This is a genomic window from Methanobacterium sp. (genome assembly GCA_016222945.1).
Lineage (GTDB): Archaea > Methanobacteriota > Methanobacteria > Methanobacteriales > Methanobacteriaceae > Methanobacterium_D.
Genome location: JACRPY010000004.1, coordinates 34,167 through 53,441 on the forward strand (window position 1 = coordinate 34,167; position 19,275 = coordinate 53,441).

A 19,275-nucleotide genomic window follows, 5' to 3' on the forward strand; every position below is an offset into this window, starting at 1 on the left:
CTCTGACTTTGTTAATATATAATTTTTTGATAAAGATTAAATACATGATTGCCCTAACTAACAGTAGTCATGATAAACATTTTATTAAGTTTTCATGGCAATATTGGCATTTTAAAAAAAACATCTAAAATATATTTAAGCACGCCTTAAATTTGATGAATCAGAAAATATTCGCCAATAAGTTAAATTGAATGTATTGGGCATAAAGGAGGTGAAAATAAGTTGAAAAAACAAATTACGCTCATTATTTTACTAACATTTTTATCGGTTGCACTTTGTAGTGCTGCATCTGCAGTTGTTTCACCAGATCCAACTCCCACACCAACTCCTACACCTACTACGAATACTCAATGGCAAACTCAAGTTATAGATGGGGGCATTACTGGGGAAACTTCTTCCATTGCAGTGGATTCAAATGGAAATCCTCATATAAGTTATCAAGGGACTAATGGACAAGACGATGTTTTAAAATATGCATCTAAAGATTCTGCCGGATGGTCAACTGAAATTGTGGATAATACTCCGTATTCTGGTGCTTATAACTCGTTAGCGATTGATAAAAATAATAATCCACATATAAGTTATTTAACGATGCACGATGAAATGAATTATGATTTAAAATATGCCACTAAAACATCTTCAGGATGGCAGATACAAACAATAGACACTGGCGTAAGAAGGGAATATACTTCAATTGCAGTTGACAGTAATGGAAATCCTGGCATTGTATATACGGTTTGGGATGATGGAGATTTTAAATTGAAATATGCTTACTTTAATGGGGCATGGAACACAGAATCAGTAGCAATGCAAGGTCATGGAGCTTCATTAGCATTTGATTCAAGCAATATTCCTCATGTAAGTTCATATGAGGGAGGTTCATTACTACGTTACTGGACAAGAGGAGCATCTGGATGGACTTCTGAACCGGTAGGTAATGTAGTTGTTCCTGGTTTCAGTGAAGTTACTTCTTTAAAACTTGATTCAACAGGAACTCCACATATAAGTTTTGCAGATTATGTTCCAGCGAGTGGAGAGCATATATTAAAATATGCCACTAAAACTTCTTCAGGATGGACTACAAGCACTGTTTACAGCGAATCTGGATGGGATGTTGGAACTTACAACGCTTTAGCTATTGATTCATCTAACATACCACACATAGTCTTTGATAAAACTAATGATGCGGGTTCTGTAGTTATTTACCAAGCTTACATTAAAAATGGAGCATGGACAGTAGAAAAAATAAATGACGGTACTCAGTGGAGATATGGGCCTGTATCTATTGCAATCGATCCAAAAACAGACAATATACATGTCAGTTATTATGGAAGTATAGATTATGCGTTCCTTGCAGGTCCAGCAAGAGCAGTTAACCCATCACAAACAGCTAACGCTCAAACAACAGTAAATGCACAAAGCAACACTATTCCAATGCAGGACACAGGTTTACCACTTGCAGGCTTGTTTGTTGCAGTTTTAATGGCTTTTGGTGGTTTAGCAACATCCAGAAAAAGCTAATAACTAAAAATTCTTTTATTTTTTTCTTTATTTATTTTTAATTTGACATTATATAAATTCAATAAATTTATATTGAAGTTTTATAAAAGATAAATTTCTATGGATTATATATCAATATTTCTTTTAGCAATAGGCCTTGCGATGGATGCTTTCAGCGTTTCTATAACACGGGGCTTAACAATGAAGTTCAATGTAAAACATGCGTTTGTCATTGCACTATTCTTCGGCGGATTCCAAGCTATAATGCCCGTATTAGGATGGATTTCAGGAATACAACTACAACAGTATGTTTCCACATTAGCACCATGGATAGCATTCACTTTACTGTCCATTATAGGTATTAAGATGATTTATGAAGGATTTTCAGATGATAAAGATGAAAATAAAAGTTTTTCATTGAAAGAATTGTTAATTCTTTCCATTGCAACAAGTATCGATGCATTTGTTGTTGGAATAACTTTTGCCTTTTTAAACACAGCCATAATTGAGCCAATCATAATAATAGGGTTAGTAACATTTGTATTGTCATTTATAGGAGTTTATATTGGTAAAAATATTGGGCATCTATTTGAAAATAAAATTGAAATTTTCGGTGGCCTAATTTTAGTGGGAATAGGCTTAAAAATACTTCTAGAACACTTATTTTTCTAATTATCTTATATTTAGAAAAAAAATTTAAGTATTATAAAGACTGCAAAAACTATCGAAATTTTCAATTTCGATGCATCAAAAGTCTAGGATTTTTGAAAGCCACGTTTTTGTGGCATAAAAATCGAAGATTTTTATAGCCTCAGATCGCCCATCATTCATCATCAGTTCAGAGCTCATAGGGTTCATCATTGGCTTAAAATGGTTTTTTAATTAAAATATAAATAGTTTGTGTAAAAAGAAGAATTTAAAAAATAAAAGAGTTAAGCCCTCAAACATAATTGTTTGGAGCCTGCAAAATCTTCGATTTTGTCCTTCAACACCGAAAATCCCTCAAAATATTTGATTTTCGAGCGATTACCCGTACATTACTCCGGCTTCTCTTCTAATTTCCTCTTCATTTTCAAGTCCTACAATTTTATCGACAGCGTCCATGAAATCATTCATGGAAACAATGGATCTTTCCTCTCTTATTGCAAACATACCTGCTTCTGTACAGACAGCTTTGATATCGGCACCAGAAGCACCTTCTGTAAGTGCTGCAACAAGTTGTATATCCACATTTTCTTCTAAAGACATCTTTTTAGTGTGGATCTTAAGGATTTCCATTCTTCCATCTTCATTTGGAATTGGAACTTCTATGAACCTGTCAAATCTTCCGGGACGTAGAAGTGCAGGGTCTAATATATCTGGTCTGTTGGTAGCTGCAACAATTCCAACATTTCCTCTGCCTTCAAATCCGTCCATTTCTGCAAGTAACTGCATAAGAGTTCTTTGAACTTCACGGTCGCCGCTTGTTGAACTTTTAAGTCTTTTTGCTGCAATAGCATCTATCTCATCAATAAAGATAATACTTGGGGATTTTTCTTTTGCAAGCTCGAAAACACCTCTAACAAGTCTTGCACCTTCTCCAATATATTTTCTTACAAATTCTGATGCAACAATCTTTATAAATGTAGCATTGGTTTCATGTGCAACTGCTTTTGCAAGGAGAGTTTTACCTGTTCCAGGGGGACCGTATAATAAAACTCCTTTTGGTGGTTCAATCCCAATACTTTCAAATAATTCTGGTTTTTTGAGAGGTAGTTCTACAGTTTCTTTTACCTCGACAACTTGTTCTTCAAGTCCGCCAATTTGCCCGTAACTTACATTTGGTTTTTCTTCTACTTCCATACCAGTTACTACAGGATCTTTTTCTGATGGCAGTATATTTACAATGCTAAATGTTTGCTGGTTTAATGCAACCCTTGAACCTGGTTCAAGTGATTTTGTATCTAATAAACGTGAATATCCAATAACAAAGTGAGGTCCTGTGCTGCTTTTCACTACTAGCTTTCCATCTTCTAAAACTTCTGTTATGGTAGCTACTACTAGTGGAGGAGATCTAAATCTTTCAATTTCTCCTCTTAGAGATTTTACTTCTCTGTCGAGCCTCATTTTCTCATTTTCAACTAAAACCTTGTCTTTTTCAAGCTTTCTTACTTTCCACATTAGGTTTCTTTTGGTTTTACTATTTTCATCTTTTAGGAGTTTAATTTCCTTTTTAAGATCTTCAGTCTTTTTCATTATATTTTTGGACATGTTTTCCATGATCCCTACTCACTCCTGATGGTTTTTCAATTGAATTAATTAAAAATATTATAGATAGGTGAATATATTTTTGTTTTAATAATATTTAAATATAGAGGTTAGATAAAATAATGGGAAAAAAACTTAATTAAGATACTAATTTAAAGTGAACAGAACTAATTAATCTTAAATCCAAATTATGGATGAATTTAAGTATTAAAAAGCTTTGTTTCTAAATGTTTTCATGAACTTCATCTTGATCAAAAAGTTAGTATATAACTTAATTTAATAAAGATATAATTACTTTTTTGCAAGTGGATTTCAATTCGCGTTAAGATATTACAAAGGGATAACATGAGATGCGAGATATGTGGAAAGAAAATAATTGGAGAACCAATTAAAACAAAAATCGAAAGTTCTATTATGAGTACTTGTAATGAATGTGCTAAATTTGGGAAAGTTCAAAGAGAACCGCCAAAACCAAGAAGACAAAAACCATTTAAAAGAAGTCCCAGAATTAGAGAACCAGTAGAAGAAGTTATTGAAGAGTATAACATTATTATAAGAGAAGCAAGGGAGAAAAAGGGATGGTCTCGTGAGAATCTTGCCGAGAAAATATATGAAAAGGCTTCTGTGATAAATAGAATTGAAACTGGAAAAATGGTTCCTGATATTAGACTTGCAAAGAAATTAGAAAGACTTTTGAATATTAAACTTATCGAAAAGTCTGAAGATATTAAACTGGACGATCTGGGGCATTCATCTGGTAGAGGAGCTACTATTGGAGATATAGCTAGAATAAAAAGGAACTAAATTTTTAAAATATTAAGTTGGATAAATCCAACTAAATTTATTTTTGATTATTTATGTGAATAATAGCCCTTTAAAGGCGGTAATTTATTATACATTTTTTTTATTTCTTCAAATTCATTATATTCGTCACTTATTACTACTACATGTGCAGGAGGATGTATTTTTTTTATGTGCATTATACTCTTTGTAGTATCTTCTAAAACTTTTACAAGAGTTGATATTTCACATTTAGATCTTAAATCTTGTTTAAGAATTCCTTTAGCAATCCTATCAGCAATTTGAGGGTTAATTATCTTTGGAGATCCTGCTATTTTTAAGTTAGCATGCCTTTCTATATCTGCAAGGGCATTTAATAACTTTCCTTGATTATCTGCACGTACTAAAATTAAAGCCATATTAATCACGTTTTTTATTTTTAAATTAATTTTTATATTATATTTTAAATTACCAATAAACTCTTTGAAAAGAATGAAATAAGGGAAAATAAAGTTTCAACCTATTTAAATGATTTAAATAATCTACTTCTAAAAAGGACTAAAAGCACAAGTATAAGTCCTATTGCAGTCTGCATATTCCCAATTAAATCTAGAATGGATGAACTTATTGGAAGATTCCATGGAGGGGCAGTTCTATGGTCTGGAAGTGGTTTGAAATAAATACCCACAGCTCTTGAACTCTCCTTGACATTTACATCTTTAGGTTCTACATAATTTATACCCACTAAAAGACCATTGTCTATTGCTTTGTTAATACTGTTTGATATCTCTAAATTATTGTAACCATGTTTTTTGATGGATGCAGTTACAATTTCCTGTGTTGTTTCTTTTAGACCCATCTCGTCTGTTCCATAAACAGAAACCTGTACTGTTTGCCCAGTAACAGTAAGAGCATTTATAAGGGCGTCATATGCATAAATTGTTTTAAGTGGTGTTCCATCAATTGGACACACTTGATAAGAGTCTGCTCCTGGAAAACCAACACTCCAGCTGTCGGTTGGACAAACTTTACTGTAAGGAGTGTTCATAGGATAACCAGTTGTATTTAACTTTTCTGGAGTAAACATGTCACCAGTAGTTATTCCTGAAACAAGATTGGTTCCTCCACCACCGTATTTTTCCCCAGCATCATTGGATACTTCTTCAAATGCCTTTCCAAGTATGTATGTGGCGGAATAACCATCTCTTATGTTTTTACCCATATTTACAGCAGTCTGTTGACGTACAGTGTCGGCTGTTCCGTACATAGGATTACCTGGTGTATTTAATAAGTGAATGATAGCTCCTTTTTTTCCTGCTGGTAAAACTGCAAGTCCTCCAGAATAAGGTGTTACTGTAATTGTTCCATCAGTATCTACTATCACCACATAAGCATGGAAGTAACCTCCTACTGCAGCACCTTGTGTAGGGGTTCCAACCATGGTTCGGATTCCGGCATAATTGCTTGCAAGAGCTGCAGCCTGTGATGGTGTAGCACCAGAGTTAAGGGATTGTATAGTTGCTACAATAGCTTGTAATCTGGGTATAGATTCACCTTCACCACCAGAGAGAACAGCAAAATGTTTGTCTTTAGACAGTAAAAAAGTGGATTGAAACATATTTTGTTGAAATGACATACTGCCTGCTGCTGCTCCATTTGGATCTTTTCCTGTAGGATCTGTAATTATTATTATATTACAAGTAGCAGCAGCAGGTGTGATAAGCATTAGGCAAATTAAAATGGAAAATAGTAATCTTTTCATCCACCCACCGCCGTAGTTGTATTTACTTGCACATTGGCCCAATCTTCAATCACATTTACAGTGATAATTCCTTGTTCTCTGTCAACTTTAACATCTGCAGCTACTATTGGAGTTAATCTGGTACCAGGGATTGTTGTCAATGTAGCGAATTTCTTGGCATTCGTTATTGCCTCACTTAATGGCAATTCCCTTTTTCCCGTTACTAATGTGTCTCCTTTAATATAACTTCCTGTTCTAAAACCTGCCTCAGCTATGTTACTTCTTATAGAATCAGTTGGTACTATGTCATTTCCTTTAATTATTACTCCAGATATGGGTATTCCTTGATCTACGTTAGTAGACGTAGCATATGACATGTAAGTCATGGCTCTTCCAGATACTATCAAAATGAAGGCCAGCATTAAAATGATTAAAGTGTCTCTTCTTATTTTTATGAACATCTCATCACCAAACGTGAATAATTAGATTTTTTTAGTTATTTAATTAGTTATCAGTTTTTTTTTAGATTTTAAAATTTTCTCTAAAAGCTCATTTGCAGGATCCATGCCCTGTGCACCAATTAATAAAATTGTATCTTTATTATCTGCTAAGTTTAGAACTTCTTCTAAAGCATCATATAATCTTTTATAAAAGATATATTTTATCCCTCTATTTTCAAGTGTATCTACAAAAACTTTTTTTTCATCTTCAGTTACGATGTTTAAATTATCTACTACATCATTACTACTGGTTACAATGAGTTTATAATGGATATTTTGAAGTCCATCAGCAATAGCTTCTGCATTTACTTGATTAATAATTTCTCCTCTTGATCCACGGATAGCTGAAACCACAAAAAAGTTTCCATTACTCATTAAAGCAGCATTTTCTATTGTAGCACGTATTCCATCAGGGTTATGGGCAAAATCATCAATAATATAAGGATTGTTATTTATTATTGTAAATCTTCTTTTTAAGGGTTTGTATGTCTTAACAGCATGTTCAATAGTTTTATGATCTATATTTAAGGATATAACTGCTCCAATAGCTGCCATGATGTTTTGAATGAAGTGGTTGCCTTTAAATGGGAGATCATTCTTTTTAATTATAATATTTCCATTATATACAATTCCATTTTCATTATTGCTGATTTGTGCGTTATTTCCGAAGAATATGATATTTTTAGCAGGTGTAAGATTTTCCATTTTTTTAACAAGAGGATCATCATTATTTAAGATTAAATGGCTATTTTCTTTATTAATTGCTTTTACTGCACCTGATGTTTCATCAAAGGTTTCTTCAATTGAATTTACAAGTCCTATATGATCTAGGGCCACATTAGTTATAACCACAACGTCAGGATCAATTGCTGAGGTCATTAAGTAGGCATGATCTTTCATAATATTATCAAGCCATCCTTGAACTTCTGAAACTTCTATTACCATTGCATCTATTTTTTCTCCAAATTCGGCTATTTGTTTTGCTACCATTGGATCTATAAGTGTGTTAAATTCTGATTTTGAATCAGTGTTAGTGTAAGTACAGTAACCTGCTTCTTTTAATATATGATAAATCATATGGGCAGTTGTAGATTTACCATTAGTTCCAGTTATGACAACACGAATAGAATCATTTGCAAATTTATTAATAGCCCAGTTAATAGCGAAAGCATTGGCTAATTCTATTTTTTCTGTTATAATTATTGGTAATTCAAGTTTTTCAGCAGTTTTTATGGCATTACCTTTAGGATTTTGGGTTATTACGCATGAAATTCCTTTTCGGGCTGCAATTTCAACTCCCTTTTCATCTATCCAGTGCCTGATTACTGCATCTCCTTTTCGAGCTGCATTTAAAAAATTGAAAATACCACCTATAACTTTATCATAGCCAATGAGTGTCCCATTTATTTCTTTTGCAATATATGATGTTTTAAGTTCTTTCATTTTCTCACAGAGTTAAATTATGAAATAATGATAAAAATAAAGAGCTAATGCGCATATTAAAACGGTAATTCCCCAGTAAAGGACTACAATCTTCTTTTCAGATAATCCTTTGTAATTTAAAGTGTGATGTAATGGTTCTACTGGTAATTTTATAATATGGGCACGATGCATAAGGCTTACTACTACTGAAAGAATAGGGATGGCCAGTGCAATTAAAGCGAAATAGATAATATTTCCTAAAAATGCTGCAGTAATATAACCTGCTCCTAATGCAAAAGCACCAGTGTCACCCATGAATATACTTGCAGGATATCTGTTAAGGGCTAGAAAACCAAATGAAACTCCTGAAAGTGCTATGAATGGAACAGAACCATCAAAGTTCCCTATAGATATTGAAAAAATAGCACATGCAGATGAAGCTATTGCAACTATTCCTGCTGCTAAGCCATCCATTCCGTCAATAAGGTTTACAGCATTTATTGCACCTATTATACCAAATATTATGACAGGTATTACAAGTATACCTAAATTAAATCCGAGAACGGAAGAACTAACTGCTCCTGAACCTACTAAAAACAGGGAAATTAAAATTTGGGCGAATATTTTTTCACTTTCTTTAACTTCATTCTTTATAGGTGCCTCACCAATTATTTCAACATTATTTTCTTCTAAATGTTTTATTAGGTCCTTTTTAGCTTTAGGTGTTGCAACTCTTGCTTCTTCACCAGGTTTTAACATTAATCTGCCCATTTCTATCGGACCAGAAGAAATGTTTCTTATCTTTTTCTGGATTTCCTTTGTTTTCAGTCCAATTAAATCATCGAAAAGACCAATAATACTTGCAGTTAACATTAAAAGAGCCATTAAAACTAAATTTTTGTTTGTAAAATAAATACATGAAATAAGAAGAATCCCCAGTAATATTGCAAGCCCTCCCATTGTAGGTGTTCCTGCTTTATGGCTGTGTTCAGTTACAATTGGTTTATCTGTTATATTGGCATCTTTCAATATTTTCCGGACAAATAAGGTGAAAAATACGGTAGAAATGAATGCGATAATGAATATTATGATGTCTGTCTGTGAAATGTTCAACTTACCACCTGATATCTAAAATTTTATTTATAATTTTGTTTTTATTATTTACTTTTATATATTTAATGAGATATAATGCTCTTTTTGACTTTCAATTTAATAAAACTTTTTATAATCAATATTTAACTTATTTGCAGTATCAAAAGCTTTTTGCATACTTGTAGAACGAATTGTTATTCGTTGAAACTTTTCAGGGCCGTGGATTACAAAGCAATTTTCATCATGGAAATTTCTGAATTTGTAATTATTTTTATCTGTTTTATAGTCACCCATAGGTATTTCAAGGGCATAATACTCTTTTAACCTTTTTAAAACGTTTTTAGACTTCCACTTCCCTGTTGCCATGTCCACTAATTCATTTAGAGGATTTATATCACTTGAAGCTGCTGTTAAATATCTTGTACCGCTAGGACGGGTGTTTATTTCGATAAAATAAGAAATTTCTTCTTTTTCATCAAAAATTATATCTATATCAATAACTCCCTGAGAACCTAAGAGATCAGCGATATTTTTGGCTGTTTCTTTTATATATTCATTATTAACACTTTCAATGTTTAAAGGAGCTGTTTTAAGTTTATCCAAAGGATGAGTACAATCTAAAGTTGTTTTTCCCTTACATACGGGGACAAGAGGAACTGTTTTGTTATTCCATCTTAAAACTTCAATGGATATTTCAAAACCTTCTACAAACTTTTCTGCAAATGATTCTTCAAAATAGGGGATACATTCTTCCAGATCAGATGGAGTTAGTGCAATTTTAACGCCGCTACCACCTTGTCCTTCAAATTTTTTTAATACAACAGGTAAATCTATTTTAGAGTGATTTTTAGAAAATTTATTAAAATCAGGAGTTTTAATTTCATTTTTAATGAAAAATTCTTTGGTTTTTAGTTTATCTCCTGCAGTAATCACCGTATCTAAAGGAGAAGCAACTACTGGAATTCCATAATTATTTTCTAAGTCTTCTTTAAGCATTGAAACTTCAATAAGAGGTTTATCTATTCCAATTAAAGGTACAACTGCATCTACATCTTCTTTAAGTGCAATCTCTTTGGGTTTTTCCATTCCTCTAGGAACAACATACTGGATATCTGCAAGCTCAAGATTTTTTGAATCAGGGTTTGATTCGGTTAATACGCTCGTAATTCTCTCTTTTTTTGCATATAAAGCAATATCATCAAAAAGTCTTGCTCCAATAAATAGAATCTTCATTTTATCACTTAAACAATAATTATGGATAATAACTAAATTAAAATTATTAGTTTTAAACTAAATTAAACTGTTTTTAATTACATGAACTATGCAATGTATATTAACTTTTTGGATAATAATAAATATTGAATTATTATTGATATTAATTTTTAAAAAGCAACAATATTTGAAAAAATTTAAAATTCATAAAGCAGAGTTTTATGTCAAGTAATATGTAAATATAAACTATATATTGGTATTAATAACATTTAGATTATTCAATTAACTCAAAGAAGGTACTTAAAACTTTTTCAATACTATCTTTAACCTCTTTTGAGATATCATGAGCAAGCTCCATACTTTTAGGCTGAATCCCTAAAAGAATTATATCAGCGTCCATGGTTGATTCAAGATATTTTATCAAGAAGGATATGGGCATGGCGTGGGTTGAAATATTGTAATTAGCAATTTCCTCTTTCCTAACTGTACGAATGAAACCAGGCGATTTTGCCATATCCACAGCATCAACAAGGATAATGTGGCTGGGATTTTCCTTTCGTATTAAACCAGTATAGTTTTCAGGAACAGTTCCTCCATCAAAAACAACAACATTATCTTTATGCAGTGATTCACTTAATTTTTTAGCTATAACTGAACCAAGAGCATCGTCACCTTTTATTTCATTACCAATACCCAGAACTGCTATTTTTTTGAAATTATTCAGAAATTCTTTCAATTCTTGTTTGTATGCTATTTAATCCACCACCCATCTTGTAACTTAATTCTATCTTTATACAATCTCCTTTATTTACATTAATTTTTTCTATGGGAATAAGCAGCGGAGGATTAAGCATTGGGGTTGGTCCACAGATAATATCCTCTGTCAGTAAGGTAAATGTAGTTAGTTTAATACCAGAAATGGTGCCCTTGTGAGATATTTTAAAATTTATATCCACTTTTAAATCTTCATCAATTCTCTTTTTAAAATTAATTTCGCTGTATATAACAAAATCACTCATTATTTTATAATATGGCTGTTTATTACCACTAATATCCTCATAACAGATATGATCTCTGTCCATAGTTATAACTTCTGCACCATTTATTATTTTATGAGGAATAACTTCTCCATCCTCTTTTAGATATTTTAAAATAGAATTTAGTACAGGAACCTGTTCTTCATCAATTAAAGCAGTGTCTAACATTTCACATATTATTAAATCTGCTTTTTTAGGAAAAATAACGTCTTTTGCATCATTGTTGATTAAAATAATATTATTAAATAGCCTGAAATTGGACTCTGCAAGTTTTGCTACTTTAGGATCAATTTCAATAGAATAAATAAAATTAGAATAAGGTGCAGCTAAAATTGAGAGTATCCCACAACCTGCACCAATATCATAAACTGTTCCATTAGCCTTCTCTTCAATGGCTTCTAAGAACGCTGTTAATCTCTCTTCATCAGATAAAAGGTTAAAATGATATGTTGTTGTGCGTATCATTGATTTTAGTGATAACAAATCAGATTGGTTCATAACGCACATTTTTGACATTTATTAGTTATCATGACTCTTCTTCTTAAACTGGTCATTGTCTGATAATCTACTATATAGCTCTGATTTATTAATGTATCATTTAAAAATTTATTTAAGGTGATAGTGGACTGCTTTTACTTTTTCCTTCAAGGTCAAGTGCTTTTCCAACAGCTGTACTGGTAAGACGTACGTGTTCTACACCTTTTAGTCTCATTATTTTTTCTGAAAGTGTTCTGATGTATTTTACATCTCCTTTTACGACTACTACTTCCAGGCAATGTTTATCAGTCATGTGTACATGCATAACTGCGTTAATGAAATCTTTGTAGTCATGTTGGATTTCGGTAAGGTCTTCCATTACACCAGTGTAGTGGTGATCGTAAATTACGGCAATAATTCCGATTCTTTCTCCTTCCATCTCGTTCATCCATTGATACCTTACAATATAGTCTTTTAACGCGTCTCGAATACCTTTTGATCTTGATTGGTATCCTCTGTCTTTTAATACTCCATCAAATTCGTTTAACAATTTTTTTGGTAGAGACATACTAATTCTCATCACATTTTTCCCTCCATTAATAATATATTATATTCATACGTTTTGATAGCATTTAAATGTTGTCATTACACAACAATATTGTGCTTATTGGGCAATATTCGTACAAATTTATAATTCTATTTGAATATGTTATTACTATTTAAACTTTGTCATCAGATGACAATATTGTCTGCATTGAACAACAAATAATATTATATAAACGCCTTGTAGTAATATTAACTTATTTATATTAACATCTAAATTTAAATAAATATTATATTTTTGTGAATACTCATATACCTTTGAAAGATCAATTAATAATTGTGATGGATTAATTGGAGGAATTGGTATGAAAGTTAAAGAAGCAATGAATCAAGGTGTAATAGCAATAAAACCTGATACAAAACCATTAGACGCGTTTGAAAAAATGTATAAAGAAGGCATAAGAAGACTTTTTGTAATGGATACAGAGGAAAACCCTGTTGGTGTAATATCATACCTTGATCTTGTAGGCGTACTTGGAACTCTAAAACCCAGCACCAAAAACACTGATAGCTTAAAAATAGAAGATATCATGTCTGAAGATTTAATGACAATATCTGCTGACGATGAAATTGAAGATGCTGCTAATTTAATGTTAAGAGCTGATGTATCAGGATTATTAGTTTTAGAAGATAAAAAACCAGTGGGAGTAATTACAAAAACAGACATTTGTCGGCTGGTAGCAGCTGAAATTTTAGTACCAAGCTAATTTATGACAATTATAAGAAATTCAATTATATTATCAATTATTTTTTTTAATTAATAATTTATATTCAAATAAATAATTTTAAAAATTTGTTTTTATATCAGTTTCGAATAATACTAATTTTAAAGAATATTTAAAAATTTTATTGTTTAATTAATTCAGAAACTGTGATTAATAAAAGAGTGCGGCTGCCGGGATTTGAACCCGGGTCGTAGGCTTGGAAGGCCCAAGTCCTAACCAGACTAGACTACAGCCGCAATGCGGCGTCCGGGATTTGAACCCGGGTCACTGGCGTGGCAGGCCAGAGTCTTAACCAGACTGGACTAACGCCGCATACCATGATTTTGGGTTTATCATATATAAACCTTTAGGTTAAAGTGATAGAATAGTGAAGTAATGTTTTTTGCTATTTTTTAATCACAAAAAGTAGTTAAATTCATTTTATTCGAAACATTTATATAATCCTAAAGGTAATTGTCTTCCGGTTTAAAAAATTTAATTAAAATTTAATAAATAATAATTTTATTTCATTTTATTAAATTGAATATGTCAGAATAAAAAAATAATGAAAATTTAAAAGGAGGGATTTATTACGAATATTAGTTTGAAGAATTTAGGAATTCCTTTGGCTATAGTTGCGTTTATTGTGATTATGTTGATTCCATTGGAGAGCTGGGGTTTAAATTCTGCGGGTCATGCTGCTATTGCTCTGCTTGTATTTGCTATTATTATGTGGGCGACTGAGGCTTTGCATTTGGCCGTTACTTCTTTGATTATTTTGTTTATTCAGCCTATTGTTGGTGTTGAAAGTTTTGACGCTGCTGTAATTGGTTTTGCAAATCCTATCATTTTCTTGATGATTGGTGGTTTTATTATTGCTGAGGCAATTCGTAAAAGTGGATTGGCTACACGTTTAACTTATGCAATGCTTAGAAAATTTGGTACAACTCCCAGTAAGAGTTTATTTGTGTCTGTTTTCTCTACAGGAATTTTGTCTGCATGGATTGAAAATGTTGTGGCTTATGCAATGCTGCTGCCCATTATTAAGGAGATTATACCATTAATGGGTGTTAAGAATCCTGAAAAAGAAGATAGTAATTTTGCAAAATCCATGGTGCTTGGTGGATCTTACGGTTCTCTGGCTGGTGGATTTGGTACAGAAATAGGAACTGCACCTAACCTTATGGCTGCGGCTTATACTGGAATTCCATTTGCAAATTGGATGGTTTTTGGATTCCCATTAGCATTTATGCTAATGACTGTAATTTGGAAGTGGCTTGGATGGGTGTACAAACCAGAAATAAGTGGAATAGTCGGCGGAATGGAGACTATATCTAATAAGATGGAATCTTTAGGGTCAATAACAAAGATAGAGAAAATAACTATAGTTTTACTACTGTTTACTATTGGATTATGGGTTACTTCAAGTTTCACAGGAATAAACAGTTATTCGGTGGCTTTAATTGGTGCAGTGCTTTTCTTTGCATTCAGGGTGATTGAATGGAAGGACGCGCAAAATGGTGTGGATTGGGGTTTAATAATCTTCTTCGGAGGAGCACTATCACTAGGAGCAGCACTACTAAACACCGGAGCGGCAGCGTGGCTGATAAATGATATAATTCTGTTTTTAGGGCCAAACGCATCAACAATGCTCATAACTGTAGTGCTGATGATTATCGCGGTTTCAATTACACAGGTAATGTCAAATATTGCGCTTGCAGCAATATTAGTGCCATTATCCGTTACACTGGCAACAGCACAAGGATTACCAGTAGGAATATATGCAGTACCAGTAGCAATCGCTTGTAGTCTTTCATACATGCTACCAACAGCGGACCCAACCGTAGCAATGGCCTATGGAACAGGATATGTAAAGATCAAGGAAATATTCAAAGCAGGAGTTCCACTGATCATAATAGGAATAATAATGACCATATTAGTACTATTACCTGTAATAAGCTTTGCACCATGGCTCATAGGAGCATAAATATAACATAACAAAAAAATTGCAGATTAAAATATTTTTCTGCAATCATCATTTATTTTTTAATAAAATTTTTCAACAGATTCTTCAATTATTGTAAGATCCACGTTATCTTCAACTATTTCTGCTAATCTATCAATTGAAAACTTTTTAAGTGTTTCAAAATTGTCTTCTGTAAAACCAAGTGTTTCCAAACCATTTTCTGCCCTTAAATAATCTGTAAATACTCTTCTAAATTTAAAATTGTGGAATATACCGTGTAAATAAGTTCCAGCAGTTAATCCATTAATTGCACCGTCATAACCCGACGAAGGATGATTTCCACATCCTTGAACAACTTTAAAAAGTGGTTTAGAGTCTCCAAGAACAGTTAATCCTTCATGAAGTTCATACCCTTTAACAAAATCTCCTTTAATATCTTTAAAAAGGCGATTTCCAAGAACTTCAGCTTTACTTTGAGTAACTATCTTGTCAATCCTTTCAAATTTAGTCTTAGCATCTAAAATACCAATTCCTTCAACACTACCATACTTTGATTCCTTAAATGTTTCGTCGATGATTTTAGTTCCAAGGATTTGATATCCGCCACAAATTCCAAAAACAGGAATTTCTTGAGATAAATGAACTATTTCATCAGTAAAACCAGCATCATTTAATGCTACCATATCGTTTATGGTATTTCTGGTTCCAGGAATGATTAAGGCGTCTATATTTCCAATTTCATCTCCCATTTCAATTAATTTTATTCCTATATCTGGCTCATATTCAAGAGGATCAATATCAGTAAAATTGGAAATTCGGGGCAGTCTCATTACTCCAATATTAATCTTCTCATTTTTACTGTATTTATGCTCAGAAAGAGAAGCAGAATCCTCTTCTGGAAGTTTTAAACTTTCATCATAGGGCATAACACCAAGTACAGGAACTCCTACAATTTCTTCAATCTGGCGGATTCCTGGAATTAATATATCTAGATTACCTCTGAATTTATTGATAATTATTCCTTTTATACGATTCCTATATTTTTCTTCAAGAAGAGTAAATGTCCCTGCTATTGATGCAAAAACACCACCCCTATCAATATCTGCAACTAATAGTACATCAGCATCAGCTAATTCTGCTATTTTCATATTAGCAAGGTCTTTATCTTGCATATTAATTTCAGCAGGAGATCCAGCTCCTTCAATCACAATAATATCATAATTGTTTTTTAAAGATTCTAAAGATTCTTTTATAGCTTTTAAAGCTTTTTCTCTAAAAGAATTTTGGTATTCATAGAAATTCATATCATTAACAGGTTTTCCATGCACAATTACTTGAGATATGAAATCTTCTTTGGGTTTAAGAAGAATAGGATTCATATGATAAGAAGGCTCGACTCCAGCAGCTTCAGCTTGCAGAACCTGCGCAATTGCAATCTCTGCATTTTCATGAGTTGTGTACGAATTTAGTGACATGTTTTGAGATTTGAAAGGTGCTACTTTGTATCCTCTTTTTGAAAATATTCTACAAAGTGCAGCGACAACAACACTTTTTCCAGCGTTTGATGATGTTCCCTGTACCATTATGCATTTAGTTTTATTAGAACGCAAAGTTAAGGCCTCCTTACGTTTAAGATAATAAGTTGATTGTAATTAATTTTAGATGTATTATTGAATATGTTTTATAATATACTTCTTTTTGGTTTTATAATGTTTTATCCATGATTTCATCTTCTTTAGTAATAAAAAGCTTTTTTAAAGATATATTGTGCCATAAAAATTTATTTTGATATTAAAGTTGAAATTAATATTGAAATATTTAGTCAATTATTTAAAAGAGGTTTTTTTAATAGTAAATTGATTTAATTTAAATGAAAAATATTTTTTAGCTTCAAAGCGAAAAGTAGATATTTATATATACCAATAGTATATATTAATAAATTTAATATTAGATCAAAAATATTTACTTAAAATTGTTGATTTTAATAAAATGAATCAGTAGGAGGTTGTCATGAATCATGACAAATCTAAATTCGAACTCAAATTCATTTAAACTAAGAACTTATGAGACATCGGGGGATATAAAAGTCCCTGAAAAAATAATTGACCAGATTATAGGTCAAGAAGAAGCAGTTGAAACCGTTAAAAAAGCTGCTAAACAAAGAAGAAATGTACTTCTAATTGGAGAACCAGGTATTGGTAAGTCCATGCTTGCAAAGGGAATGGCTGAATTGCTCCCTGGAGAAGAACTTCAAGATATTTTAGTTTATCCTAACGTAGAAGATAATCATAATCCTTTAATAGGAGTCATGCCTGCAGGTGAAGGTAAAAAAGTCGTTGCAAACTATAAAGCAAAGGCAAAAAGCCAGGAAGAAAAGAAAAACTTGTTTACAATGATCATAATATCTTTCATATTGGTCATTGGATTTGTTATGCAAAGATATTTAGAGGCCATAATTGCTGCAGGAATTGTTTTACTGGTGCTTATGCAGATGAAGCCTAAAACTTCAATTATGGTCCCAAAACTCCTTGTAAACAATGAAAATCATATTGTTGCTCCTTTTGTTGATGCAACTGGTGCACATGCTGGAGCTTTATTAGGTGATGTAAGACACGATCCATACCAGTCTGGAGGATTAGGAACTCCTGCGCATGAACGTGTTGAAGCTGGAATGATTCACAAAGCCAGCAAAGGAGTTCTATACGTGGATGAAATGGGTACCATGAAAATGAAAACCCAGCAAGAGCTTTTAACAGCAATGCAGGAGAAAAAATATTCTATAACTGGGCAAAGTGAGACAAGCAGCGGAGCAATGGTTAGATCTCAAGAAGTTCCATGTGATTTTGTTCTTGTTGCATCTGGAAATCTCCAAGTGCTTGAAGGAATGCATATTGCGCTTAGATCAAGGATAAGAGGATACGGTTATGAAGTCTTTATGAAAGATTCAATGCCTGATAATCCTGAAAACAGAGATAAGTTAGTGCAGTTTGTTGCTCAGGAAGTTGAAAAAGATGGTAGAATACCTCATTTCAATATAGGGGCCGTTAAAGAAATTATAAGGGAAGCTCAAAGAAGGGCAGGTAAAAAAGATTCGTTAACATTAAGATTAAGGGATTTAGGTGGACTTATAAGGGCTGCCGGGGATATAGCCAAAGGAGAAGGTGCAGAGCAGGTTACTGTAGCGCATGTACTAAGTGCTAAGAAACTCGCCCGAACCCTTGAACAGCAAATTGCAGATCGGTACATAGGCCAAAGGAAAAAATACAAAGTATTTAAATCTGAAGGCGGTAAAGTAGGTACAGTAAACGGTCTTGCAGTAATTGGGGATAGAAGTGGTATAATCCTTCCAATAGTTGCCGAAGCTGCTCCTGCCCAAAGTAAAGAAGAGGGTAGGATCATTGCAACTGGTAAACTTGGAGAGATAGCTAAGGAAGCTGTTCAAAACGTCAGCGCTTTAATTAAAAAGCACACTGGAACAGACATATCCAGTTATGATATACACATACAGTTCCTGCAATCCTATGAAGGTGTTGAAGGAGATAGTGCAAGTGTTTCAGTAGCTACAGCTGTTGTTTCATCCCTTGAAAACATCCCTGTTGACCAATCGGTAGCATTAACTGGTTCATTAAGTGTTAGAGGAGATGTTCTTCCAGTAGGTGGAGTAACTGGTAAAATTGAAGCTGCAGCAGAATCTGGAATTAAAAAGGTTTTAATACCAAGTTCTAATATGAATGATGTTCTAATTGAAGAAAGATACAAGAATAAAATTGAAATAATTCCTGTTGATACTTTAAATGATGTACTTGAACATGCACTTATTGGAACTGGCAAAAAAGGCCTTCTTGATAAAATGAGGAAGATATCTGATATAGTTCCAGATATTGGATTGAAAAACCCAACAACCCATTAAATTCAATTTGAAAGGAAATTCCCTTTCATCTAATTATTTTTTAATTTTTGAAGGTGAAGTTTATTTGTGGCATATTCACTTGAA

The 19,275-nt window shown here is 32.6% G+C and carries 17 protein-coding genes and 2 tRNA genes; 6 read left to right on the top strand and 13 right to left on the bottom strand.

Annotated features, from left to right (window positions below):
* The first annotated feature begins 222 nt into the window (after positions 1 to 222).
* Positions 223 to 1,521, top strand: coding sequence for a hypothetical protein (locus HZC47_06115; protein MBI5680448.1), 1,299 nt, complete (start codon positions 223 to 225; stop codon positions 1,519 to 1,521).
* 99 nt (positions 1,522 to 1,620) lie between these two features.
* A complete protein-coding gene (locus tag HZC47_06120) occupies positions 1,621 to 2,172 on the top strand; it encodes a manganese efflux pump (protein ID MBI5680449.1) in 552 nt (183 codons plus the stop codon).
* 354 nt (positions 2,173 to 2,526) lie between these two features.
* Here HZC47_06120 and HZC47_06125 read toward each other — a convergent pair whose 3' ends face one another.
* Positions 2,527 to 3,759, bottom strand: coding sequence for a proteasome-activating nucleotidase (locus HZC47_06125; protein ID MBI5680450.1), 1,233 nt, complete (start codon positions 3,757 to 3,759; stop codon positions 2,527 to 2,529).
* Positions 3,760 to 4,092: 333 nt separating this feature from the next.
* On the opposite strand from HZC47_06125, the gene HZC47_06130 reads away from it, so the two are divergent.
* On the top strand, positions 4,093 to 4,551 hold the full coding sequence (locus HZC47_06130; protein MBI5680451.1) for a TIGR00270 family protein: 459 nt from the start codon (positions 4,093 to 4,095) through the stop codon (positions 4,549 to 4,551).
* 47 nt (positions 4,552 to 4,598) lie between these two features.
* Here HZC47_06130 and HZC47_06135 read toward each other — a convergent pair whose 3' ends face one another.
* From HZC47_06135 to nikR, 9 genes are all read right to left on the bottom strand, one after another.
* The gene (locus HZC47_06135; GenBank protein ID MBI5680452.1) at positions 4,599 to 4,946 is read right to left on the bottom strand and encodes a DUF356 domain-containing protein; all 348 of its coding nucleotides are present in this window, start codon (positions 4,944 to 4,946) and stop codon (positions 4,599 to 4,601) included.
* Positions 4,947 to 5,047: 101 nt separating this feature from the next.
* Positions 5,048 to 6,289, bottom strand: coding sequence for a hypothetical protein (locus HZC47_06140; protein MBI5680453.1), 1,242 nt, complete (start codon positions 6,287 to 6,289; stop codon positions 5,048 to 5,050).
* Positions 6,286 to 6,729: a hypothetical protein gene (locus HZC47_06145; GenBank protein MBI5680454.1), complete on the bottom strand. Its 444-nt coding sequence runs from the start codon at positions 6,727 to 6,729 to the stop codon at positions 6,286 to 6,288. The genes HZC47_06140 and HZC47_06145 overlap by 4 nt, the downstream gene beginning before the upstream one ends.
* A gap of 39 nt (positions 6,730 to 6,768) precedes the next feature.
* The gene (locus tag HZC47_06150) at positions 6,769 to 8,211 is read right to left on the bottom strand and encodes a Mur ligase family protein (protein MBI5680455.1); all 1,443 of its coding nucleotides are present in this window, start codon (positions 8,209 to 8,211) and stop codon (positions 6,769 to 6,771) included.
* Positions 8,212 to 8,223: 12 nt separating this feature from the next.
* On the bottom strand, positions 8,224 to 9,303 hold the full coding sequence (locus HZC47_06155; GenBank protein ID MBI5680456.1) for a glycosyltransferase family 4 protein: 1,080 nt from the start codon (positions 9,301 to 9,303) through the stop codon (positions 8,224 to 8,226).
* Positions 9,304 to 9,399: 96 nt separating this feature from the next.
* Entirely contained in the window at positions 9,400 to 10,515 is a 1,116-nt protein-coding gene (locus tag HZC47_06160; protein ID MBI5680457.1) for an ATP-grasp domain-containing protein, read from the bottom strand.
* Between the two features lie 253 nt (positions 10,516 to 10,768).
* Entirely contained in the window at positions 10,769 to 11,230 is a 462-nt protein-coding gene (gene hycI / locus HZC47_06165) for a hydrogenase maturation peptidase HycI (protein ID MBI5680458.1), read from the bottom strand.
* Entirely contained in the window at positions 11,211 to 11,996 is a 786-nt protein-coding gene (locus HZC47_06170) for a 50S ribosomal protein L11 methyltransferase (protein MBI5680459.1), read from the bottom strand. Before HZC47_06170 ends, hycI begins: the two co-directional genes overlap by 20 nt.
* Positions 11,997 to 12,141: 145 nt before the next feature.
* The gene (gene nikR, locus HZC47_06175) at positions 12,142 to 12,588 is read right to left on the bottom strand and encodes a nickel-responsive transcriptional regulator NikR (protein MBI5680460.1); all 447 of its coding nucleotides are present in this window, start codon (positions 12,586 to 12,588) and stop codon (positions 12,142 to 12,144) included.
* A 328-nt stretch (positions 12,589 to 12,916) separates the two neighbouring features.
* Here nikR and HZC47_06180 point away from each other — a divergent pair, with 328 nt between their 5' ends.
* A complete protein-coding gene (locus HZC47_06180; protein MBI5680461.1) occupies positions 12,917 to 13,318 on the top strand; it encodes a CBS domain-containing protein in 402 nt (133 codons plus the stop codon).
* A 180-nt stretch (positions 13,319 to 13,498) separates the two neighbouring features.
* Here the strand turns inward: HZC47_06180 and HZC47_06185 are convergent.
* Positions 13,499 to 13,572 (bottom strand) — tRNA-Gly (locus tag HZC47_06185).
* Positions 13,573 to 13,574: 2 nt separating this feature from the next.
* Positions 13,575 to 13,648: transfer RNA gene (locus HZC47_06190), tRNA-Gly, on the bottom strand.
* Positions 13,649 to 13,934: 286 nt separating this feature from the next.
* On the opposite strand from HZC47_06190, the gene HZC47_06195 reads away from it, so the two are divergent.
* Positions 13,935 to 15,302 (top strand): DASS family sodium-coupled anion symporter, encoded by a 1,368-nt coding sequence (locus HZC47_06195; protein ID MBI5680462.1) that lies wholly within the window; start codon positions 13,935 to 13,937, stop codon positions 15,300 to 15,302.
* 59 nt (positions 15,303 to 15,361) lie between these two features.
* On the opposite strand, the gene cobQ is transcribed toward HZC47_06195, so the two are convergent.
* The gene (cobQ, locus tag HZC47_06200) at positions 15,362 to 16,864 is read right to left on the bottom strand and encodes a cobyric acid synthase CobQ (protein ID MBI5680463.1); all 1,503 of its coding nucleotides are present in this window, start codon (positions 16,862 to 16,864) and stop codon (positions 15,362 to 15,364) included.
* Between the two features lie 434 nt (positions 16,865 to 17,298).
* On the opposite strand from cobQ, the gene lonB reads away from it, so the two are divergent.
* On the top strand, positions 17,299 to 19,191 hold the full coding sequence (lonB, locus tag HZC47_06205; protein MBI5680464.1) for an ATP-dependent protease LonB: 1,893 nt from the start codon (positions 17,299 to 17,301) through the stop codon (positions 19,189 to 19,191).
* The last annotated feature ends 84 nt before the right edge of the window (positions 19,192 to 19,275 follow it).